At 71.8% G+C, this 22,610-nt stretch carries 18 protein-coding genes and 1 pseudogene; 8 read left to right on the top strand and 11 right to left on the bottom strand.

All coding sequences use genetic code 11. From position 1 onward, the window contains the following. Window positions 1-24 precede the first annotated feature (24 nt). The 6 genes and pseudogenes from SM793_RS36375 to SM793_RS10640 all read right to left on the bottom strand — a co-directional run. Window positions 25-465 (bottom strand): annotated as a pseudogene (locus tag SM793_RS36375) (TetR-like C-terminal domain-containing protein); the annotation flags it as partial. Then, entirely contained in the window at window positions 447-791 is a 345-nt protein-coding gene (locus tag SM793_RS10660) for an ester cyclase (protein ID WP_320437919.1), read from the bottom strand. The pseudogene SM793_RS36375 and the gene SM793_RS10660, both read right to left, overlap by 19 nt. A 330-nt stretch (window positions 792-1,121) precedes the next feature. After that, complete coding sequence (locus tag SM793_RS10655; protein ID WP_320437851.1) at window positions 1,122-1,493, bottom strand: hypothetical protein; 372 nt, start codon at window positions 1,491-1,493, stop codon at window positions 1,122-1,124. 518 nt (window positions 1,494-2,011) lie between these two features. Then, the gene (locus SM793_RS10650) at window positions 2,012-2,248 is read right to left on the bottom strand and encodes a DUF397 domain-containing protein (protein WP_320437850.1); all 237 of its coding nucleotides are present in this window, start codon (window positions 2,246-2,248) and stop codon (window positions 2,012-2,014) included. A 166-nt stretch (window positions 2,249-2,414) separates the two neighbouring features. Then, window positions 2,415-2,597, bottom strand: a complete 183-nt coding sequence (locus SM793_RS10645; protein WP_320437849.1) for a DUF397 domain-containing protein — start codon at window positions 2,595-2,597, stop codon at window positions 2,415-2,417. Further along, window positions 2,594-3,475, bottom strand: a complete 882-nt coding sequence (locus tag SM793_RS10640; protein WP_320437848.1) for a helix-turn-helix transcriptional regulator — start codon at window positions 3,473-3,475, stop codon at window positions 2,594-2,596. Before SM793_RS10640 ends, SM793_RS10645 begins: the two co-directional genes overlap by 4 nt. 127 nt (window positions 3,476-3,602) lie before the next feature. On the opposite strand from SM793_RS10640, the gene SM793_RS10635 reads away from it, so the two are divergent. After that, the gene (locus tag SM793_RS10635; RefSeq protein WP_320437847.1) at window positions 3,603-4,094 is read left to right on the top strand and encodes an ATP-binding protein; all 492 of its coding nucleotides are present in this window, start codon (window positions 3,603-3,605) and stop codon (window positions 4,092-4,094) included. Next, on the top strand, window positions 4,081-4,263 hold the full coding sequence (locus SM793_RS10630) for a hypothetical protein (protein ID WP_320437846.1): 183 nt from the start codon (window positions 4,081-4,083) through the stop codon (window positions 4,261-4,263). The genes SM793_RS10635 and SM793_RS10630 overlap by 14 nt, the downstream gene beginning before the upstream one ends. A 65-nt stretch (window positions 4,264-4,328) precedes the next feature. On the opposite strand, the gene SM793_RS10625 is transcribed toward SM793_RS10630, so the two are convergent. Further along, window positions 4,329-4,532, bottom strand: coding sequence for a hypothetical protein (locus SM793_RS10625; protein WP_320437845.1), 204 nt, complete (start codon window positions 4,530-4,532; stop codon window positions 4,329-4,331). 504 nt (window positions 4,533-5,036) lie between these two features. On the opposite strand from SM793_RS10625, the gene SM793_RS10620 reads away from it, so the two are divergent. After that, window positions 5,037-5,855 carry a class I SAM-dependent methyltransferase gene (locus SM793_RS10620; RefSeq protein ID WP_320437844.1) on the top strand — a complete coding sequence of 273 codons (819 nt, stop codon included), beginning with the start codon at window positions 5,037-5,039 and terminating at the stop codon, window positions 5,853-5,855. 84 nt (window positions 5,856-5,939) lie between these two features. On the opposite strand, the gene SM793_RS10615 is transcribed toward SM793_RS10620, so the two are convergent. Then, on the bottom strand, window positions 5,940-6,338 hold the full coding sequence (locus SM793_RS10615; protein WP_320437843.1) for a RidA family protein: 399 nt from the start codon (window positions 6,336-6,338) through the stop codon (window positions 5,940-5,942). Window positions 6,339-6,410: 72 nt separating this feature from the next. Between SM793_RS10615 and SM793_RS10610 the strand changes: the two genes are divergently transcribed. Continuing rightward, window positions 6,411-7,310 carry a LysR family transcriptional regulator gene (locus SM793_RS10610; RefSeq protein WP_320437842.1) on the top strand — a complete coding sequence of 300 codons (900 nt, stop codon included), beginning with the start codon at window positions 6,411-6,413 and terminating at the stop codon, window positions 7,308-7,310. A gap of 122 nt (window positions 7,311-7,432) precedes the next feature. Here the strand turns inward: SM793_RS10610 and SM793_RS10605 are convergent, their stop codons facing one another. After that, a complete protein-coding gene (locus tag SM793_RS10605; RefSeq protein WP_413815922.1) occupies window positions 7,433-8,254 on the bottom strand; it encodes a S1 family peptidase in 822 nt (273 codons plus the stop codon). 306 nt (window positions 8,255-8,560) lie between these two features. Next, the gene (locus SM793_RS10600) at window positions 8,561-12,673 is read right to left on the bottom strand and encodes an RICIN domain-containing protein (RefSeq protein ID WP_320437841.1); all 4,113 of its coding nucleotides are present in this window, start codon (window positions 12,671-12,673) and stop codon (window positions 8,561-8,563) included. Between the two features lie 539 nt (window positions 12,674-13,212). Here SM793_RS10600 and SM793_RS10595 point away from each other — a divergent pair. From SM793_RS10595 to SM793_RS10580, 4 genes are all read left to right on the top strand, one after another. Further along, window positions 13,213-19,722, top strand: coding sequence for a putative adhesin (locus SM793_RS10595; RefSeq protein WP_320437840.1), 6,510 nt, complete (start codon window positions 13,213-13,215; stop codon window positions 19,720-19,722). Next, window positions 19,719-20,129 carry a hypothetical protein gene (locus tag SM793_RS10590; protein WP_320437839.1) on the top strand — a complete coding sequence of 137 codons (411 nt, stop codon included), beginning with the start codon at window positions 19,719-19,721 and terminating at the stop codon, window positions 20,127-20,129. The genes SM793_RS10595 and SM793_RS10590 overlap by 4 nt, the downstream gene beginning before the upstream one ends. A gap of 304 nt (window positions 20,130-20,433) precedes the next feature. Next, the gene (locus tag SM793_RS10585) at window positions 20,434-21,183 is read left to right on the top strand and encodes a GNAT family N-acetyltransferase (protein WP_320437838.1); all 750 of its coding nucleotides are present in this window, start codon (window positions 20,434-20,436) and stop codon (window positions 21,181-21,183) included. 130 nt (window positions 21,184-21,313) lie between these two features. Continuing rightward, the gene (locus SM793_RS10580; RefSeq protein ID WP_320437837.1) at window positions 21,314-21,805 is read left to right on the top strand and encodes an aegerolysin family protein; all 492 of its coding nucleotides are present in this window, start codon (window positions 21,314-21,316) and stop codon (window positions 21,803-21,805) included. 39 nt (window positions 21,806-21,844) lie between these two features. Here the strand turns inward: SM793_RS10580 and SM793_RS10575 are convergent, their stop codons facing one another. Next, window positions 21,845-22,318, bottom strand: a complete 474-nt coding sequence (locus SM793_RS10575; protein ID WP_320437836.1) for a hypothetical protein — start codon at window positions 22,316-22,318, stop codon at window positions 21,845-21,847. Between the last annotated feature and the right edge of the window lie 292 nt (window positions 22,319-22,610).

The following is a 22,610-nucleotide window of genomic DNA, read 5'->3' as shown; positions in this document are numbered from 1 at the left end:
CAGCAGCAGGACGCGCAGGCCGTTGTCGATCGCCGCCGTCCGCTCGGTCGGCGAGAGGTCGGGCCGCAGGTCGACCAGTAGGGTGGCGAGCCCGTGCACGGTGGCCCAACTGGCCACCACCGCCGCCCCGGTCTCCTGCGGCGGGAGGTATCCCGCCTCGGTCAGCCGGTCGAGGGCCGCCAGGAGAATGGCGTCCGGCTTCGGGCGGCCCTCGGGGTCGGGAGCCGGCCCGTGGCCGGGCGTTCCCGGTGTGCCCACACCTGAGGGACTGCCGTCCATGGCGGTCCGGAACAGTCCCGGCTCGTCGAGTGCGAACCGCACGTAAGCACGGCCGACCTCGCGAGGGCCTGCAGGCTGCCGGCCGCGTACTGGCCGACGGAGCAGCCGGTGATCGCCACCGACAGCAGCAGCATCACGGTCCAGCTGGAACGGGAGCCGCGGCGGGGCTACTCGGCCCCCGGCCACTCCCAGCCGAGCTGGAGGAAGAGACCGAGGCGGTCACTCACGGCACGGATCTCGGTGATCCTGCCCTCGGCCAGGGTGAAGATCCAGATCGCCTCGTTCTCGAAGCTCCGGCCGGTCGGCTCGGGCATGCGCGGGTGGGTTCCGCCGTGGACTCCGCGCTGCGTGACACGGGCGACCACCTGGTCACCCTCGCCGATCAGTTCGTCCACCTGGACCGTGAGCGGCTCGAACGCGACCAGCTGCTGACGAAGGCCCTCGAACGCGGCCCCCGGCTCGTCGGCCTCCCCATGGATGATCTTGTTGTGGTCCACGACATCGTGTGCCATGAACCGGGGAAGGTCTGCGAGCCGACGATCACCGACCGCTTCGAAGAATCCCAGAACGACCTTCTTGTTGTGGTCCACCACTGACCGCACCCCCGTCTGATCGATTGCCAGCCACCGGATCCTAATCCCCTTGATCCACGGGCCCGTCAACACGTTCGTGGCCGGCGTCGGTTCTCGGGGTGAGTCGATAGCGACCCACGCGGACTACGAGAGCCAGCACGCGCAACCACGCGCGTAACGAACTGTTCCTTCCAGGTCGGAAAGGCCCAACATCTCCGTCCGGAACGCGGCGCGCCGGAACTCCCGGAAAGCCGGCCGAGTCCGGTCCCGCTATCTCCTGGAACCGCCGAGCAGGCCGCGGATGAAGGGGATCGCGAGGAGGGAGAGGAAGAAGGTGCTGATCCCGTCGCGCGAGACGCTGTAGAAGACGACGAGCCCCACGACCACGGCGAGGGAGCCGATGCAGCCGCAGCCCCGGCGGATGCGGACGTCCATCCGCTCGCGCTCCTGGCGGGCCCACTGCCTCCGGGTCTCCTCGATGAACTGCCGGCGGAAGGCGATCTCCTCGGAGCTCTGCGGTGGTGCCGCCCAGGTGAAGGTGATGTTCCCGTGGACATCCCGGATCTGGTACACCGGGCCCTGGAAGTGCCCACCCGAGATGTGATTGTGGATATTCGGATCCTGATCGCCCCTGTCCCCCATGTGGACCAACGTTAGAGGCAGTTTGACGATCCGTCAGCGGGACAGAACGGGGGTTCTCGGATGGATCCGGTAGCAGTGGGACTGCTCGCCGAGCCGGCCGGGGTCTCGGCGGGGACGGCGGTCGGCGGGCACGGGAGACGCCCGGTGCGCTGGTGCGGCGGCCGACCGGGGTCGGCTCGGGCGAGGCGGCCTGCTCGGTCAGGGACTCCCGACAGCCGAGGTCGACCGAGTCGGCGAAGCTCCCGGGGTCGTGCGGCTCCAGTGAACCGCAGCGCTGTCCGTCGCGGTCCAACTGTGCACCCAGGGCGACAGTCCGGAGAGTCGGCCACGGGCGTCCCGGGCGTGCCACGCGGAGAAATCGTCGGGCCGCAGATCCGTGCTCGGCCAGGGCACGCGACCGTTCGGCGAGGCGCTGGACGACGGGACGCCGTTCGGGGCCGAACTCCCGGTCCTCCAGGTACTCGTAGAAGATGTTCACCCGACCATCCATGCAGGCCGGGCAGGGCCCGAACGCGAACTCAGGCGGAGCGGGCGTAGGCGACGAAGGCCGCCCAGGCGGCCGGGGTGAAGGTGAGGTGGGGGCCGGACTTGTCCTTGGAGTCACGGACGAGGACGGCGGCCGTCGTCTCGGCGACCTCGACGCACTCGCCGCCTTCGTTGCCGCTGTGGCTGCTCTTGCGCCAGGCGATCTCGACGCAGGCTCCGCCCTCGTTGCCGCTGTGGCTGCTCTTGAACCAGACCAGTTCGCTGCTCATCGCTCTCCCTGGAGTGAGGGGTGTCGTGGCGCGCGCCCAGGATAGGGAACAACTCCTCTGCGGGCCAAGGGCACGGCCCACACAGCTGAGCGGTGGGACCCACACAGAAAGCGACCGTCCACCGGTCGGTGGACGGTCGCGAGGCGCTGAGCGGGGAGACTGGTCGTCAGACCGACTGCGCGAACTCGACGAACGCCTCCCAGGCGGCCGGCGAGAAGGTGAGCTGGGGACCCGATTTGTCCTTGGAGTCACGGACGAGGACGGCCGACGTCGCGTCAGCGACCTCGACACACTCGCCACCCTCGTTGCTGCTGTAGCTGCTCTTGAACCACACCAGTTCGCTGCTCATCGTTCTCCCAGGATCTTCTCGATCAACGACATGGACTCCGGCGGAGTGTGCGCCTGCGACCTGAGCGTGCCGTACCGCGCGTTCAGGATCCGGACTTCGCTCTGATCCGTGATCAGCCTACTGCTCGTCTGCACCTCGATGTAGCCCATCTGCGAACGGTCCTTCGGGGTGATCAGAATGAACGGTCCACCCATACCAGCGTGGTCAGTGCGGTCGAGCGGCATGACCTGGACCACCATTCCCCTGGTATTCCCAACCTCCAGCAGATGACGCAACTGCGCCGCATGAATGCCCCAGCCGCCCAGCGGCCTCCTGAGCACGCTCTCACAGATGACCCAGCTGAACATGGTCCGGGGCCACCTCGTGAGAACCTCCTGCCGCGCCATGCGAGCCGCTACACGGGCCTCGATCGTCTCCTCCGTAAGGAGCGGCTGACGCATCGCGTAACCAGCTCGCGCGTGGTCCTCGGTCTGAAGTAGTCCCGGCATGCCGTACATACTCCAGTTGTTGAGCTCCTCCGCCTGGGCCTCCAGGCCCGCATAGCCCCGGAACCACTCCGGATGCCGCACCCGCGCCTTGGCCTTGGCACTCTCGATGTCGTCCGACGTGACGATCAGCAGCCCGCCGGCGTCCAACACCCGCTCCGCCGCCTCCAGCAACTCCCGCTGCGGCGTTCGCTTCCCCTGCTCCACCGCGCCGATCAGGCTCTCGGTGTACCCGACCTTCTTGGCGAACTCCTTCTGCGTCAACCCCGCCCGCTCGCGCAGCAACTTGATCTGCTTGCCGATCGCCTTGAGGAAGTCGGACACCTCCGAGAGGTCCTCCTCCAACTCGGGCCGCACATCGCCGCTGTCTCCGCCGCCCCGAACCTCAGCCATAACGGCCTCCCCTATTTTCCGGTCACGGCCGACGGCCGTCACACAACACGTTCCGCACGCATACAGGCACTCACCGTGCCCACCCGATGCATCGTCAGCGTAAGCCCGGGGGGGCAGGCTTTTCCCCATGAAGTCCGAAATCCCCTTCGACGACCCGGCCCCGCGCGCCCACACCGCGCTCCTCTCTTCCACCCCCAAAGGGGCCGCGATCGGCCGCCGGACGGCCAGGGAGCAGCTGGCCTCCTGGGAGGTCAACTCCCTTTGCCCGGAGGCTTTTCACTCCGCGCTGATCATCGTGGCCGAGCTGGCCGCCAACGCCTCGATCCACGGGCGCGCACCGGGGCGCGGGTTCGAACTGAGCCTCTCGCTCACCTCCGTGCGCCGGTCGCGCACCACCGTGCTCCGCATCGAGGTGTCCGACTGCCGGGGCGACAAGCGGCCCGTCCTCCCGGACCCGAGGGCGTGCTCCACCGACGCGCAGTCGGGGCGCGGGCTCACGCTCGTCGACGCCCTCGCCGACCGCTGGGGCACCCTCCCCCGGAAGCCCGGCGCCAAAACGGTCTGGGCCGAACTCGACCTGCCCGAGGAGAAGTTCGAGGGCACCGATGCCACCGCCTGACCGCCGCCCCGGAGACGCCGCGACCGCCATGACCGCCGCGGCCTGCACCGTCCTGCCGATCACGCTGCTGCTCGCCCTGGTGGCCTGGATCTACCCCGTCCTGAACCACCACCACGTCCCGCGTCCGACCCCCGCCCCCGTCACGTCCACCCCACCCGCCCCTCGGTGACAGCACACCGAAAGCGCCCTCGGGCCCTTCCCTTCGAGGAGGGAACCGAGGGCATCCGCCGTGGCTCAGGAGACGACCACCGCGACCTTCCACCGGGCCACGAACGGCGGGCAGACCGTTCGCGGGTCCGGCACGCAGCGGCCGACGGCGTTGATGTCACTGGTGCCGGCGGTCGAAGCCGTGAAGGTGGCACGGGAGTTGCCGTTCGGATCGGCGCTGGCCGCCACCCCCGCCGGCCCGAAGCTGCGCCGAACGCACAGCCCGCGCACCCCGCACGCTCCCCCGATCACCGTAGGCGGCCCCTGCGCCGCCCTTGTCCTTCTCCCCACACTTTGCAAAGTCGCACTTTGCAAAGTGCGGAGAGGGAGTCCGGTCCCCGCCCGGGGTGCTCACCCCGATCACCGCAGGCAGTTCCCGACCCCCTGAGTGACGGCCCTTGGCCCTTGGACCTTGGACTTTGGCCCTTGGCCCAAGGTCCATGCCACTGCATGGCGGCCCCCGCACCGCAGGGTCCGCCTGCACCGCGTTCGCCCTCCCACACTTTGCAAAGTGCGACTTTGCAAAGTGCGAGGACGAGGCTGCCGCGCAACGCCCGCCACTCACCGCAGCCCGTCTCCCCACCCACCCGGCATCCTCACCCGACTCGTTGGGACCTGCATCGCCGCCTGTCCGGCCGCAGCGGATCTTGCGCCGACAAACGACCGCACCTAGGGTCCCGATGTATCGACTCGATACATCGGACCGATACATCAACACCTGGCGCAGGAGCCGCGATGACATTCACCCGCGCACTGACGGACGGCGAACGACAGCGCCACCGCACCTCGTTCGGCACGGCGGCGGGCGCGTACGCCGAGCACCGGCCGGACTACGCGCCCGAGGCCGTGCGGTGGGCGCTCGCGGGGGCACCCGGGGCACGAGTCCTGGACCTCGGAGCAGGGACCGGGAAGCTCACCGGCACCCTGCTCGGGCTGGACGACGCGCTGGACGACGCGTTGGACATCACCGCCGTCGAGCCCGACGCGGCGATGCTGGCGGAGCTGCGGCGCGGCCTGCCCTCGGTGCGGGCGCTGCAGGGCAGTGCGGAAACGATTCCGCTCCCGGACGGGTCGGTGGACGCCGTAGTCTCCGGGAACGCCATGCACTGGTTCGACATGGCGGCGGCCGGGCCGGAGATCGCCCGCGTCCTCGCGCCCGGCGGGGTGCTCGCGGGGCTGTGGAACGTCTTCGACGACGGCACCGACTGGGTCGCCGGACTGGCGCGGGTCACCGGCCCGGCCGCGATCGGCCCGCGGGACGTGCCCGCCGCCTGGCGGATCGAGACGGCGGAGCTGCACCTGCCCAGGACCGGCGCGGACAGCCCGTTCCACGCCCCCGAGCAGGCGGAGTTCCCGCACGGCCACCGCCGGACCGCCGAGTCCCTGGTCGCCACCCTCGGCACCAAGGCGGGCGTGCTGGTGATGCCGGAGCAGGAGCGGGCGGACCTGCTGGCCCGTGCCCGCGCCCACCTCGCGGGCCACCCCGCCACCGCGGAGGGCGAGTTCACCCTCCCGCTGCTCACCAGCGTCCTGCGGGTGCGCCGGCGCCCGTGACGAGTGCCCGCGCGGAGTGGGAACTCGGAGTGAGAAGTCGGAGTGGGAAGTCGGCGGGACCGACTTCCCACTCGCGCAAGGCAGCTACTCCCCGGCCGCGCGCGGCCGGTACGCGTCGACCTCGATCTCGATCCGCATCCGCTCGTCCGCCAGGCCGGTGACCAGCATCGTCGCCGCCGGGCGGACGTCCCCGAAGCAGGCCCGCAGCACCGGCCAGCACGGCTCGAAGTCCGCGCGCTCGGGCAGCAGGTACCGCACCCGGACGACGTCCGCGAAGGTGCAGCCGGCCTCGTCGAGGGCCGCGCCGATGTTGCGCAGGCACTGCTCGGCCTGCTCCACCACGCCGTCGGCGATCGTCATCGTCGTGTAGTCGTACCCGGTCGTGCCGGACACGTGGACGTGGTCGCCGACGACGACCGCGCGGGCGTAGCCGATCTGTTCCTCGAAGGTCGAACCGCTCAGGATCGTACGTCGCTCCGTCATGCGCCGAACGCTAGGTGACCTGCGGTGATACGTCCAATACCCGAGGATCCATCGTCTGGTATCTCTAGGGATATGGACCGCCCCGAACTCCCCCTCCCCCAGTTGCACGCGTTCACCGTGCTCGCCGAGGAACTCCACTTCGGCCGGGCCGCCGCGCGTCTCGGTATCGCCCAGCCGCCGTTGAGCCAGCAGATCGCCCGGCTGGAGGCGAAGGTCGGGCATCCGCTCTTCGTCCGCGCGCCCGGGCGGGTCGCGCTCAGCCCGGCCGGGCGGGAGCTGCTGCCCTCGGCGCAGCGGGCGCTCGCCGGGCTCGCGGACGGGCTGGCCGCCGCGCGGGCGGTGGGGAGCGGACGGGCGGGGCGGTTGCGGATCGGGTTCTCCGCCTCGCTGGCGCTGACCGTCCTGCCGGGGCTGCTGCGGACCTTCCGGGAGCGGTTCCCGGACGTCGAGCTGGACATCCGTGAGATGACCACGGCGCCGCAGCTCGCCGCCCTGCACGAGGACGCCGTCGACATCGGGCTGCTGCGCGAGCCGCCGCCCGCCGGGGAGGAGGGGGCGTTGGGCTTCCGGACCGTCCTGACCGAGCCGTTCGTCGCCGTGCTGCCCTCGGACCATCCGCTGGCCGCCCGGCGGACGGTGGGGGTGGGCGCGTTGGCGGAGGAGCCGTTCGTGCTGCTCCCCCGGGCGGTCGGGCCGCGCCTGTACGACCGGATCACGGAGGTGTGCGGGTCTGTGGGGTTCGCGCCGAGGATCGTGCAGCACGCGGTGGAGTGGCAGACGGTGTGCGCGCTGGTCGGGGCGGGACTGGGGGTCTCGCTCGCGCCGGCGAGCATCCGGCGGATCCGGCTGCGGGGTGTCGCGTTCCGGCCGGTCGAGCCGGGGACCGCCCGCACGCGGGTGGCTGTCGCCTGGCGCCGGGACGACCCGAACCCGCTGGTGGCGCGGCTGCTGGAGGTCGTCGGCGCCGAGTGAACGGGCGCCTGGGACGGGCGGCTCGCGCGGGTCGCGCAGGGCCGTCCGCCCGGCGACCGGGCGGACGGCGACCGGGCGGACGGCTCACGCGGTGCGGCCCGTGGCGGGGCCGTCAGGTCCGGTCAGCCCGCGGTCGGCGCGGCGTCGGCGGCGTCGGCGGCGTGGGCGGCGTGGGTCGACGTGCGGTTGTCCTTCAAAGTCTGCTGGATCCAGCCCTTGTAGGCGGAGGCACTGGTGTAGAGCCCGGGGCCCTCCGAGCAGGGCACCCCGAGGGCGCCCGGGCCGGAGGTGACGCCGATCAGCTCCCAGCGCCCGTTCCGGCCCTTCTGGACCTGCGGGCCACCGGAGTCGCCGTGGCAGGCCATGGCCTTGGGCTTGGTGGAGACCGTGCACAGCCTGGTCCGGTCCGCGAAGCCGGGGGCGCAGTCGGACGCGGCGCCCAGTCGGGTGTTCAGCTCCTGGAGCCGCTCGGGGAAGGCGAACTCGCCGTCGACGGTGGTGCCGAAGCCGAGCAGCCGGGTGGCGGTGCCGGGGCGTCCGGGCTCGGCGATCCTGATCGGCCGCTCGCCGACCGGGCGGTCCAGGCGGACGAGGGCGAGGTCGTCCTTGTTGGCGGCGACGCCCGCGCCGTTGACGTAGCCGGGGTGGACGAAGGTGCGGTCGATCTTCCGGACGGTGCCGCCGGTCTTCCGGTGGTCGCTGCCGACCCGGACGATACCCTCCAGTTCGATGCCCTCGACGGCGATGCAGTGCGCGGCGGTCAGCACCCACTGGGGGTCGATCAGCGAGGCGCCGCAGTTGCCGTCGAGGAGGCCGAGGGTGGGGGCGGACTCCGGGATCGTCGCCATGAACGGGTAGCGCTCGGTGGAGTCGCCGCCGTTGACGATCGCTCCGGCGCTGCCCGCCATCAGGGTGGCGCAGGCGGCGACGGCGAGGGCGCCCACGGCGGTGGCTCGGAAGGCGGTGCGGGTGGTGCGGGCAGTACGGGTGGCACTGGCGGTGCCAGCAGTACGGGCAGTACGGGCGGTGCGGCTGAACACGATTGGTTCCCTTTGTTCGGAAATGCCGATGTGCTCAGCCTCGTCGACCAAGATCCACCGGGCCAGGGTGGCACCCGGTGGACCGGCCGTCGGGGCAACCGGACGACGCACGGTGGGGGAATCCCCCGGCCGCCGGTGCGGTGAAAGGCCCCGGCCCGGGCCCCCGCGAAGAACAGGGAGGCCCGGGCCGGGGGTTGGGGGGATCACCCGTCAGGTGGTGGTCCACTTCTGGTTGGGGCCGCCGTTGCAGTCCCAGATCTTGAGCTCGGCACCGTTCTCGGCCCGGCCTCCCGGGAGGTCCAGGCACCGGCCGGACGGCGCGTTGACGATGGCGCCGTCACCGCTCATCGCCCACTGCTGGCTGTTCCCGGCGGTGCCGGGGAGGCAGGTCCAGAGGATGAGGCGAGTGCCGTTGTCGCCGCTGTTGTCGGCGCCCGCGAGGCACTTCCCGTACACCCGGAGGGTGCCGTCGGTGTAGAAGGTCAGGTACTGGTTGGAACCGTTCCAGCAGTCGTACACCGTGATCTGCGCGCCGTCGTAGGCGGCGAAGGCGTCGACGCACTTCCGGCGGTCGACCGCGCTGTGGAGCGGGCTGGGCCCGTTGGCCGTGGTGGTCCAGCGCTGGTTGGTGCCACCGTTGCAGCCCCAGAGCGCCAGGTCCGTCCCGTTCTCGCCGTTCGACTGCGGGACGTCCAGGCAGGAGCCCGACGACGGGTTCTGGATGGAACCGTCCGCGCGCAGCTCCCACTTCTGGCTGTCGGTCGCCGAAGCCGTCGGGCCGGACGGGCAGGGCTGGACGACGATCCGGCCGTCCGCCCCGATGGTGACGCACTTGCCCGAGACACGCAGGGTCTTGTCGCTGTGGAAGGTGAAGTGCTGCCGGTCACCGTTCCAGCAGTCCCAGAGGTTCAGGCTGTCACCGTCGTTGGCGGCGCGGGCGTCGACGCACCGGCCGGTGAGCGCCGTGTGGATGCTGACGGTCCCGCCCGGGAAGCCGAGGACGGGCTGTCCGGCGAAGCCGCTGACCGGGGTGGCGGCGGTGCCGTCGGCGGTGGTGCCACGCCAGTTGTCGAGCCCCCCACTGGAGTTGAGAGCCCACAGGTCGGCGATGCCGTCGCCGGCGAGGTCGCCGGAGGAACCGACGGCCGGGTAGACCAGCGGAGTCAGGCCGACACCGATGGCGCTGTCCGTCACCGGGTTGCCGAAGGCGGCGAGGTCGCCCTTGCCGGCGGCGTTCCTGCGGCTCGGGTACTGGAGGAGCTTGCCGGACTGCCGGTCCCGGGCCCAGAGGTCGGCCAGGCCGTCCCCGGTGGTGTCGCCGGGCGCGATCAGGTCGAGGTCGCGCCAGTCACCGGTGGAGAGCAGGACCGGGTTGTCCACGACGCCGGTGGCGGCGGTGCCGCGGAACAGCCAGAGCTGGGTGCCGCCCTGGCCGTTGTCCTCGACGGTGAGCAGGTCCGTGCGGGTCTTGTCCGGAGTACCGCCCTCGGCGGAACCGAACGCGAGGACCTGCCGCACCCTGGTCCAGTCGGTGGCGTAGGCGGAACCGCACGCCTGCCCGTCCAGCAGCTTGCAGCGCCCGGCCGCGGGCCTCTTGACCGCGATCGTGGCGTTCGCGGTGAAGTACTGCGAGGTGGTGGCGAAGGTGCCGGTCGTCAGGGTGTTGCGGTAGAGGGTCAGCTCCCCGTCGCGGTAGGCGTACAGGTCGTCCACGTGGATCCCGTTGCCGCCGCGGTGGGTGACGAGGGTGTTCTTCCAGCCCTTGCCGCCCGGGCTGTTGGCCTTGTCGGACGCCAGGATGCCGGTGGCGCCGGGGTCGGTGGCGGCCGGGTAGACGCGCAGGTTGTCGCCGGAGTCCGGAAGCAGCAGGTCGACCCGGTCGTCGTTGGTGATGTCGCCGAGAACCGTCCTGTCGTTCGGGTCGCTCGGTGCGTAGAAGGTATAGGTGTTCTCCTGCGAGCGGTTGCCGGCCCGGTCGACCGCCTGGACCCGGAGGATGTTGGTGCCCCACATGGTGGGCGTCAGGTTGAGGACCGCGGAGCCGTCGCCGCCGGCGTAGGCCGTCGCGGCGCCGCCGACCGGGATGGCCGAGTTGAAGGCGTACTCGTAGTAGAGGATGCCGCTGGCGTTGTCCGTCGAGCGGACGGTGAAGGCACCGGCCTGGCCGATCACCTTCGCGGAGCCGGGCAGGGTGCCGGACGGCGGGTAGTCGGTGGAGGTGACGGTCGGCACCGACGGCGGGGTGAGGTCCAGGCTGAACATGCAGCCGAACGCCCACTCCGAGGCGAGTTCGCCGTCACCGGCCTGCACCCGCCAGTAGTACGTGTGGCCGTCCGAGAGGTTGCCGGGCACGACGGCGGCCTCGTGATTGCTGTTGCCGAGGTTGCCCCAGCCGCTGCCCCAGACGACCGGCTCGCCGGCCGCGCCGGAGTCGCGGACCTCGAACTGGGCGTCGATCTGGTTGGCGTCCGGGTCGCCGACCCAGGCCGACAGCCGGATGCCGGTGGCGGCGTTGGTGGCGCCGATCCAGCCGCAGCCGTTGCCGTTGGCGTTCACCGGGGTCGGGCTCATGCCCAGGCTCCACGGCTTGTACGGGGCGCGGTTGTACTCGACGTAGATGTAGGGCAGCTTGCTCGGGGTGCGGGTGAACCGCTTGAAGCCGATGTTGCCGGCCTGCTCGGACTCGTCGGCCGCGAACAGCGCGAAGGTCAGCGCGCCGCGCCAGTTGTTCGCGGTCAGGTGGTCGCGGATGTCCCACTCGCCGGTGGCGGTGGCGCCGGGGCAACCGTCGCCGCCGGCGCTGTTGAGCTTGAACGTACCGAGCGGGCCCCAGTCCCAGGGCTGCTGGCCCCACGAGGTGGAGCCGTCGATGGGGTGCGTGGGGTGCAGCACGACACCGAACTCGGAGGCGCAGTTGTTGGCCGCGCCGTAGGACTGGGTGGCCAGCACGGAGGCCTTCCGGATGGCCTTGTCACCCAGGTCGCCGGTGTCGATCTGGAAGTAGTAGCGCTCCAGGCCCTTCCTGACCTGCCACTGCTGGTAACCGACGCCGGGGTCGTACTGGTCGCCGTAGTCGTCGTAGTGGGTCTTGGTCGGGTACGCCTCCTGGACCCAGGTCCAGTGCTGGGTCCCCCGGCTGGTGGGGGTCCAGGGCGGGTCGATGTAGACCGGGTAGGTGGTCGTCGGCGCGTCGAGGAACGCGGTGTCCGGGGTGATCGTCAGCGAGGTGCCGGCCGGGGTGGCGGCCACCTGCGAGACCTTGGCGGCGGCGCCGGGGCCGGCCGCGTCCGAGTGGGTCTTCAGACCGTCGGAGTCGGCGGGCGCGGCGGGGGCGGCGGGCGCAGAGGGGGCGGCGGGCGAGGCCGCCGCGTCGGGGTTCGCGTCCCCGGCCGGTGCGGCTGCCGTCGCGACGGCCGTCCGGAGGCCGGCCTTCGCCGCTGCGGGGGCGGCGGGCACGGTCGGGGCCTGCGCGGCGGTGCTGGAGTCCCACATGGTGGGCGCCGGCGCGCGGAAGACCACCCGGCCACCGGCGTCGGTGGCGTTGAGGTTGCCGCCGGCGTCGGCACTCACCGAGACGCCGTCGGCCCTCATGCCCAGGGTGAGGTCCTTGATCCTGGGGTTCTTCGCGGCCTCCGGGGTCTTGACCACCAGGACCTGGGTGAAGCCGCCCGCCTGGTTCGCGGTGACCTTCAGGTCGACGCCGGGCACGACCTCGGCGTAGGTGGCGGTCTCGCCGTCCAGGGCGGGCGCCGGAAGCGTGCCGGGCCAGCTCAGGGCGAGCTTCTTGCCGTCCTGGTCGAGCGAGGCGAGCGGCCCGGAGCCACCGCCCGAGAGGGTGAGGCGGTTGCTGGTCACCTTGGGGGCGACGCTGCCGTCGGCACCGCGGGCGAGGGTCGCGTCCAGGTCCTTCCAGGCCCCGTCCTGCTGCTTGGCGCGCGCGGGGGCGACCGTGCGCCGCAGGCCGAGCGTGCCGTTCGGGTTGGCGACCACCGTGTCGGTCTCGGTGGTCAGGGCCGGGATCCCGACCGGCTTGCCGGTGCGCTTCGCCTCGGCCAGGGCCGCGGCCTCGGCGGAGCGGTGCTCGGCGTCGGCGGCCTGGGCGGCGGCGGTCCGGTCCGCGCCCGGGGCGGCCGTGCCCGGAGCGACTGCGCCGGGCACTGTCGGGGCGGTAGCGGCCGGGGCGGTAGCGGCCGGGGCGGTAGCGGCCGTGCCGGGCGCGGTGGTGGCGGCAGCGGTCGGGGCGGAGCCGGTCGCGGCGAGCGCCGGTCCGGTGGAACCGAGCGCGCCGACGGTCAGTACGAGGCCGATCGATGCGGCGAGCACCGATCTGCGTCGACGACCGCGGTGCGGGGGGGATATCGACCCCATATGTGGAAACCCCTCGTCAGATCGTGGAGAGCCGTGCGGATATCGGCGAACGGGAACTTAACACCCGCATGTGGCAACCAATCTGACGGAAGGTCGTCGCCAATGTGACGCGGCTCACAGGCGACAGCTCTGCGTAGTCATTCGATTCGCCTCGGTGGGTCGTTCGCCTGCACTCGGTAATGGAACTTCGGGAATCCGGCACAGCAATGCAGGCAAACCACCCACCATTCCTTGACGCTCCGTGGTGGCCGGAGAAGAAGTCGACCTCACATCAGTTCGTTCCCTATCGGTGCGGCCCGGGTTACCGATGGATCGCTTCTCCGACGGGCGTTAGGCTCCGCGCAAATATCTCCGTTCAGCAGGCCTTCCGGTCGGAAGGTCTGCTTCGGCGTGCCAGGGGGCAAGTCGTGTCGTCATCATCAGGGGGACTCCGCGCCGGCGGGCGGTCACGAGGGAGACGACGGCTCAGCACCGTCGCCGTCCTCGTACTGTCGATGCTCGTCGGCGTCGGGCCCGCCCACGCGGTGGAGTGGAAGCCGCGCAATCCCAAGGTCTGGTCGCCCCGCGACCTCGTTCCGGTCCCGGCGGTCGGCGGCAAGAACGCCGCCCCCGTCAAGCCCGCACCGCTCAAGGGCGACGGTGCTCCGGCCTGGCGGGCCAAGCCCGTCAGCTGGCCGGCGGCGGTGGACACCGAGGTCGACCTCGCGCCGAGGAGCGCGACGCCGGACAGCGTCAGCGGATCGGCCTTCGCCGCCGCCCCGTCGGCCGTGCCGGCCGGTGGCCGGGCGGGGGCCGCACCGGTCTGGGTGAGCTCGCCGGCCGTGGCGGCCGTCGCCGCCGCGCCAGGGCTGCTGGGCGCGCGGACGGCGCCCGCACCGCAGAAGGTCCGGGTCACCGTCGCCGACCGGTCGGCCGCCGAGAAGGCGGGCGTCAACGGCCTGCTGCTGTCGGTGCGGCCGGCCTCGGACGGCGGTGCCGGTGCTCCGGTCGAGGTCGACGTGGACGTGTCCTCGGTCGAGGGCGCGTTCGGCGGTGACTGGCTCTCCCGGGCCCGCCTGGTGGCGCTGCCCGAGTGCGCGCTGACCACCCCCGAACGGCCCGAGTGCCGCACCCAGACGCCGGTCGAGACACGCCGCACCCAGGCCCGTCCCGGTCTGCTGAGCACCGACGTCGAGCTGCAGGCGGGGACGGCGCAGGCCGCGCCCGCCGCAGCCGAGCTCTCCGCCGCCCGCTCGGCGGCCTCCGGCCCCTCGGGCGGGACGGTGCTGGCCGCGTCGGCCGCCCCCGGCGGCGGCGCTGGTACCTACGGCGCGACCGGCCTCGCCCCCTCGGGCACCTGGAGCGTCGGCGGCAACACCGGCGGGTTCAACTGGTCCTACCCGATCGCCGTCCCGGACGGCCTGGGCGGGTCCAAGCCGAACGTCAGCCTGTCGTACAGCTCGCAGGCGGTGGACGGCCGGACGGCCGCGACCAACAACCAGTCCTCGTGGATCGGCGAGGGCTGGGACTACACCCCCGGCTTCGTCGAGCGCCGCTTCAAGCCGTGCGCCAAGGACGGTCAGGCCGGCTCCGGCGAGCAGTGCCTCGCCGGCTGGAACGCGACGATCTCGCTGAACGGCCGCTCCTCCGTCCTCGTCCGCGACGACGCCACCGGCAAGTGGCGGCTGGAGGGCGACGACGCCTCCCGCGTCGAACTGCTGACCGGCGCCGTCAACGGCGACAACAACGGCGAGCACTGGAAGGTCACCACGACCGACGGTACCCAGTACTACTTCGGGGCCGGCCGCAAGCCGGGCGGCAACGCCTCCTCGCCGGCCACCAACTCGGCCTGGACCACCCCGGTCTACGGCAACAACGCCGGCGAGGAGTGCAACCAGCCGACCTTCGACGCCTCCTGGTGCGACCAGGCCTGGCGCTGGATGCTGGACTTCGTCGTGGACCCCCGCGGCGGTGTGATCTCCCACTGGTACGAGAAGGAGACCAACCAGTACCAGCGGGGCGTCTCCGCCCAGAACCCGTCCGGCACCCGCACCCCGTACGTGCGCGGCGGCTACCTGACCCGGATCGCCTACGGCTCCAGGCTCACCGACGCGGACAGCGTCAAGCCGACCGGCCAGGTGCTGTTCAGCACCGCCGAACGCTGCCTGCCCGACGCCGGCTTCGACTGCGCGCCGGCCAAGCTGACCACGGCCGACGCGGCCAAGTGGCCGGACGTCCCGTTCGACCAGAACTGCGCCGCCACCGGCGCCTGCGCCAACTACAGCGCCACCTTCTGGTCCACCCGGCGCCTGACCGCGATCACCACCCAGGTCCTCAACGGCGGCGGCTACGCCGACGTCGACTCCTACGCGCTCGACCAGGAGTTCCCGGACCCGGGCGACCGCACCGCCCCGGCCCTGTGGCTGAAGTCGCTCACCCACACCGGGTACGACGGCGCCGACAAGATCCAGCAGCCCGCCATCACCTTCACCGGGAAGTTCCTCAACAACCGCGTCGACTCCAGCACCGACGGCCGCCCCGCGCTCAACCGGCGCCGCATCATCGGCGTCACCGCCGAGACCGGCAAGGTCACCGAGGCCGTCTACGCCGCGACCGACTGCGCGCCCGGCGCGCTCCCCGGCAGCCAGGACGGCAACGGCAAGCGCTGCTACCCGGTCTACTGGAACGCCGACGAGAAGAGCCCGCTCGACCCCAGCCTCGACTGGTTCCACAAGTACGTCGTCGCCCAGGTCAACGAGCGCGACCCGTTCGGCGGCTCGCCCGCCCGCACCACCACGTACGAGTACGCCGGTGACGCGGCCTGGCACCGCGACGACGACGAGTACACCGACCCCAAGCGCCGCACCTGGAACCAGTTCCGCGGCTACGAGCAGGTCATCACGCGCAGCGGCGCGGCCCCCGACCCGATCGGCAAGGCCGTCTCCTTCTACCTGCGCGGCATGGACGGGGACTACAAGGCCGACGGCGGCAAGCGCACCGTCACCTACACCGACATCAACGGCGGCACCGTCAACGACGCCAACCCGCTGGCCGGCTCGCTCCGCGAACGGCACACCTACACCGCCGACGGCGGCACGGTCGTGGCGATCACCAAGTCCGACATGTGGCTGTCGACATCCACCGCCACCCACAACCGCGGCACCGGGCTGCCCCCGCTGACCGCGCAGATGCTGCGCAACGGCACGGGCAAGGACAGCGCGCTGCGCTCGGACGGATCGTGGCAGTCCACCTCCAAGTCCGCGGTCTTCGACGAGTACGGCATGCCCAAGCGGGTCGTCGACCGCGCGGACGGTCTGCCCGACCTGTGCGTGGTCACCAAGTACGCCCGCAACACGGCGGCGTGGATGGTCGACCGGGTCGCCGAGACGATCCAGGGCCAGGGCGACTGCGCCACGGACCCGACCGAGGCCAACACGCTCGGACGCAACCGCGCCTACTTCGACGGCCAGGCGTTCAACACTCTCAACGGCCCCGGCCAGGTGACCCGGACCGAGGAACTGGACGGCTTCTCCGGCGGCCAGCCGGTGTTCTCCCTGGTCTCCACCGTCGGCTACGACGCCTACGGCCGGGTCACCACCAGCACCGACGCCGCCGGCGCGACCACCACCACGGAGTACCAGCCGGCCGCCGACGTGCTGCCGACCAGCGTCAAGGCGACCAACGCCAAGGGCTGGAGCAGCACCACCACCTTCCACCCGACCCGTGAGGTCCCGGTCAAGTCGGTCGACCACAACGGCCGGACCACGCAGCAGACCGTCGACGCCCTCGGCCGCACCACGGCCGCCTGGCAGCCCGGCCGCAACCCGGGCACCGACCTCGCCGACAGCCTGGTCGAGTACCAGCTGACCAACACCGGCACCAGCTCGGTCACCACCAGGAAGCTGCGCGAGAGCGGCAAGAGCTACACCGTCGGCGTCACCATCCTGAACGCCTTCGGCGAGCCGGTCCAGAGTCAGAGCTCCCCGGCCAACGACGCCGCCGACGCCCGGATCATCAGCGACACCTTCTACAACAGCCACGGCCAGACGGTGAAAACCAACCAGCCGTACATCAACCGCACCGGCGACCCCGGCACCACCCGCTTCGTCGCCAACGACAACGAGGTCCCCGGCCAGACCGCCGCGTTCTACGACGGCCTCGGCCGCCCGGTCGTCCAGACCTTCTCGTCCAAGGCGATCGAGCAGTGGCGCTCCACCGTCTCCTACCCGGGCGTCGACCGCACCGACGCCACCCCGCCGCAGGGCGGCGTCGCCACCAGCACCCTCGTCGACTCGCGCGGGCGCACCACCGAACTGCGGCAGTACAAGAACGGCGCGCCGCAGGGCGCGTACGACACGACGAAGTACACCTACGACGTCGAGGGCAAGCTGAGCCAGGTCACCGACCCGGTCGGCAACGCCTGGACGTACGGCTACGACATCCACGGCCGGCAGACCCGTTCGGAGGACCCGGACAAGGGCGCCACCACCACGGTCTACGACGCCGCCGACCGCCCGGTCTCCACGACCGACGCCCGCGGCACCACCGTCGCCGTCAGCTACGACATCCTCGGCCGGCCGCTGTCGCGCAACCTCGGCAGCACCACCGGCACCCCGCTGGCCACCTACGAGTACGACACCCTGCTGCCCGGCCTGCCCACCTCCGCGACCAGCTGGTCCGACGGCAAGGGCTACCGCCAGGAGGTCACCGGCTACAACACCGCCTACCAGGCGACCGGCACCCGGATCACCGTCCCGGACGGCGAAGGCGCCCTCTCCGGCACCTACGGCAGCGAGACCACCTACGACCCGGTCTCCGGCCTGCCGGCCCTGAGCGACCTGGGCGCGACGGGCCCGCTGCCGGCCGAGACGGTGTACCTCGGCCGCAACCCCAACGGCCTGCTGATCTCGATGGGTTCCTCGCTCGGCGACGACTACGTCAACTTCACCGTCCACGACGAACTCGGCCGGCTCGGGCGGATCACCTACGGTGACGTCCCCAAGCAGGTCGCCGTCACCCACACCTACGACGCGGGCACCGGCCGGCTGCTGCGCTCCCTGCTGGACAAGGAGGACGGCCGGACCTCGGTCGACGTCACCGACTACACCTACAGCCCGGCCGGTGACGTCACCTCCGTCTCCACCTGGCGCAACGACGGCGCCACCGACACCCAGTGCTTCACGTACGACCACCTGAAGCGCCTCACCCAGGCCTGGACCGACACCGGCGGCACCACCACCCGCCCCGGCCCGTCCGTGCCCGGCGTCGGCGGCTGCACCAACACCTCCCCCGACTCCGCCGCCCTCGGCGGACCGGCCCCCTACTGGCAGTCCTTCAGCTACGACACCACCGGCAACCGCACCGGCACGGTCGACCACGACCCCACCGGTGACACCGCCAAGGACGTCACCGCCACCCACACCTACCCGGCACCCGGCCAGCCCCGGCCGCACGCCCCGACCGCCACCCAGACCCGCACCGGCGGCGGTCCGACCGTCACCACCGGCTACACCTACGACCAGACCGGCAACACCCTCACCCGCCCCGACGAGGGCGGCAACACCCAGACCATGACCTGGGACCCGGACGGCCACCTGGCCACCGCCGCCACCAGCGGCGGCACCTCCACCTACGTCTACGACGCCGACGGCAACCGCCTGCTGCGCCGCGACCCGGGCAGCACCACGCTCTACCTCGGCAGCACCGAGCTGACCCTCAACACCACCACCGGCACGGTCACCGGCACCCGGTACTACCCGACCGACGGCGGCCCGACCATCGCCCGCACCTCGGACGGACGGCTCAGCTACATCGCCTCCGACCTCAACGGCACGGGCACCACGGCGGTCGACGCCTCCTCGCTCGGGGCGACCCGGCGCGCGTTCAAGCCCTTCGGCGAGGAGCGCGGCGCGCAGCCGGCCCCCGGCGAGTGGCTCGGCGAGAAGGGCTTCGTCGGCGGCGCCCAGGACAAGGCCACCGGCCTGACCCACCTCGGCGCCCGTGAGTACGATCCGAAACTCGGCCGCTTCCTGTCGGTCGACCCGGTCATCGACACGAGCGACCCGCAGCAGCTGCAGGGCTACCTGTACGCCAACAACAGCCCGCTCACCTTCTCGGACCCGAGCGGTCTGTGGTGGGGCTCCAGCATCGTCAAGAAGGCGACGCAGGCGGTCAGCAAGGCCGTCGACGTGGTCAAGGAGAACTACAGCACCATCTCCAACATCGGCCACACCGTCCTGGACGTGGCCGGCATGATCCCGGTGATCGGCGACGCCTGCGACATCGTCAACGGCGTCTGGTACGCGGCCGAGGGCGACTGGAAGAACGCGGCCATGTCGCTGGTCGCCGTCATCCCGGTGATCGGCAGCGCCGCCACCGCGGCCCGCATCGCCTCCAAGGTCGCCAACGCCGTCGACACCGTCACCGACGTGGTCAAGGCCGTCGAACGCGGCAGCGAAGCCGCGAAGGGCGTACGGGGCGCCGCCAAGTCGATGCCGAGTTCGCCGTCCCTTTCGCGGGCCGCGGCCGCCAAGAAGTCCGGTCCCGCTCCCGGAGCCTCGAAGGCGGGCGGCGGAAAGTCGCCCTCCCGGAGCAACGGGGTGTCGAACAGTGGCGCCCGCGCCAAGGCGGGGCCCGGCAAGGGAAATGCGGCGGTATGGAACCAGCGGGGACGCCCCGACAAGCAGAAGGTCATCGCCGGACACGGCGCCTACATCAAGGGATCGGGTGAGGTCGAGGTGCCGAAGGGCACCACGCTGCACTTCTACGTCAAGGACGGCGAGGAGCTCGATCAGATCGATGGGCTGAACGTAGAGCTGGGAGGGTTCCCACAGCCGAAGATCGCGGAGACCATCAAGGGCGGGAAGGGGGCCAAGGTGCAGGACTACACTGTGTTCCCGGGCCCCGACATGGAGATGTCCGTCAAATCGATCACCGTGAGCGACGCGATGCGGCTCAGTGAAATCCTGAAGGAGAACATGGGCGTCGTGCATGTTGCCATCTGCAGGAAGTGGTCGAACTCGTGACGTACTACCCGGACGGATCGCCGTACGCGTACCACAAGCCCGCCGAGGGGATGGTGAACATCGGCTGGTTGGACAGGTCGCACGAGTACCAGCGGGGCGAGGTGGCCGACGAGGTCGTGGACGGCCTGCTGAGGCTGCTCACCAGGCCGGACAATCAGATGCGCGGACTGCACGAGTGCCATTTCTGCGGTGTCATATTTCTGATGGTGGACAACCCGCACGCCAAGAACGGCACCAGCTTGCTGGGGAGCGCGGAGATCCACGTCCGGGGGTCCTCGGACGACACCGTCTTCGTGGCGCCGACCCTGGTGATCCACTACATCGTCGAGCACGGATACCGGCCGCCGGACGAATTCCTGGACGCCGTGGAGGTCGAGGTGCGACGGCGTTCCGGCGAGCAGGTCTGACGAACCGCTCGTTCTGACAGCCGAGGTGACCGCGTCGACGGTCAGGGGCCCCGCCGGATTTCCGGCGGGGCCCCTTCGGCTTGGCCCACTCACCGTCCTACGCCGCGGGCGGCCGAGGGCGGCGGCCGCCGCCGTCATGGTGCCCGGGTCCGCGAGTTCCCGCAGCCGGAGGAGCCGCGCCGGGTCCGGCATCAAGCCGTCCTTGCAGGTCTGCGAAGCAATACCTGGTGGACCTCAAAGATCCTTTCGGGGCATCCTGCCGCATGCACCGGGCAGCGGGCCCGGGCGGGGACGGGAGAACACCTTGATCGACACGCGGCTGATCGAACGCCACGCGGCACGGGCCTGGCCCGCCGAGGAGGTACGGGAGGAGGACGGCTGGCTGCTGCGGCACACTCCCGGGGTGCCGCGGCGGCGCTCCAACTCCGCGCTGCCGGTGGGGCGGGGCCCCGGCCTGCTGGACGGGCTGGAGCGGGTGGAGCGGTACTACGCCGGGCACGGGCTGCCGGTCGCCGTGCAGGTCGCGCCCGCCGAGGAGCACACCGCGCTGGACGCCGCGCTCGACGCGCGCGGGTACCGGCGGGACGCGGCGACCCTGGTCTGCACGGCACCGGCCGCCGCGGTGGCCGAGGCCGTGCGGCCCGCGACGTCGCTGGACGTCACCCTCGCCGAACACCCCACCCGGGCCTGGCTCGACGCCTACGCGGCGCTGGAACCGTCCGGGAGCGGCCGGGCGGAGGCCGAGCGGCTGTTCCACCGCATCACCGGACCGGCGGCCCATCTCGGGGTCGAGCGCGAGGGCCGGCTCGTCGGCATCGGGCTCGTGGTGGCGGCGCCCGGCTGCGCCGGCGTCTTCTGCATGGCCACCGACCCCGCGCACCGGCGCCGCGGCATCGCCGGGGCGATCCTGCACGTCGGCGCGCGCTGGGCCCAGGCGCGGGGCGCGCAGACGCTGTACCTCCAGGTGACGGCCGGGAACACGACGGCGCGGCGGCTGTACGAGCGGGTCGGGTTCGAGGTCTCGCACAGCTACCACTACCGGCTGAAGCCCTGAACGCCCCGGTGGGGTGACGGGCCGCCGACCCGGTGGTCGGTCGTCTGTTGACCACCTGTCAACCCGCGTCGCGGAGGCTCTTCCCCAGGAGGACCGCACGGAAGCGGTCCGGGAACGAAGGGAAGATCCCATGGCACAGCGAAGGACCCTCGTCAGGGCGGCCCTGGCCGCCGCCGGCCTCGCCGCGATGCTCGCCACCGCGGCGCCGGCCGGCGCGGCCACCGGCGAGAGCCAGTCCTCGATCCAGACCGCGGCGCGCAGCACGCAGGTCTCGCTCGTCAACTGGAGCAGCTGTGAGCTCCGGCTGCAGAACTACTGGCTGGACCACGGGGTCTGGTCGGACGGTCTGGCCCCGGCGGACGTGATCTACGACGGGAGCTCCGCGCGCTGGCAGTCCGAGAGCAACGGCTTCCTCACCGGCACCGAGGGCCACGTCATCTACGACGCGTTCAACTGCAAGGTGAGCCTGCTCAACGGCAAGCGCGTGCAGCTGCACTGGAACAACCCGTACGCGGGCAGCAACTCGTACGACAACTTCGGGTCGGACCCGAACTTCCGGTTCGGGCGCAACGGCGGTGACGGCAACAACGCCGCCGTCTACTGGCAGATCATGACCCCCTGACCCGCTCTCCTGACCGTCCCCGGCGGCCGACGGGGACGGTCAGGAGCCGTCCTGGCAGGAGGACTTGCGGCGCTTCTCGAAGTCCTTGGCGTTCAGCAGCTTGTAGTCCCAGTCCCAGCCGCCCGCCGCCCACTTGCCGGCGGGCAGGCCCAGCAGCACGTCGCCGGGCACGGTCACGGTGAGGGCGCGGTCGCGGACGACCTCCACGGTGTAGCGGCGGTCGGCGACCACCGGGCCCGGGGGCTTGCCGGAGGTCGTCCAGCCGGGCGGGAGGGCGCCGAGGTCCACGGTCTCGGTGACGGAGCGGCCCTCGCGGGGGTGCACCTCCAGCTTCTCCGTGCCCGGGAACACCTTCACCCGCACCACGTGCAGCCGCTCGTCGTGGCACATGCCCGTCCGCACGACCAGCCGCCCGGCGTCCAGGCGCACGGCGATCAGCCGTTCGGCCGGCGGCTCCGGATCGCCGCACCCGGCCACCGTCCCGGCGACCACCGCCACGGCCGCGGCCGTCACCGCCGCCCTGTGCCACCACCGCTTCACGAGCCCCCGCTCCCTGCTGTCCGCCTGCGCCGGAAGTCGGCCCGGCCGACTTCCCGCGCCGGGGCGGCGGACGAGTTCCGTCGGGCCATCATCCCAGGGTGTGCGCACCACCCGGGCAGGGGTCAGGGGCGGCAGGGGGGCTGGCGGGGAGTCAGGGCCCAGGAGGGGGAACGCGAACGGGGCGCGGCCCCGAAGGCCGCGCCCCGCGCGAAGGAGTGTGGGGGGGGGGGGGCGCCCGCGCCGCCCGGCGGCCCCCCCCCCCCCC

It is taken from the genome of Kitasatospora purpeofusca, assembly GCF_034043715.1.
In the GTDB taxonomy this organism is placed as follows: domain Bacteria; phylum Actinomycetota; class Actinomycetes; order Streptomycetales; family Streptomycetaceae; genus Kitasatospora; species Kitasatospora purpeofusca_A.
This window is presented reverse-complemented; position numbering and strand designations above follow the sequence as displayed.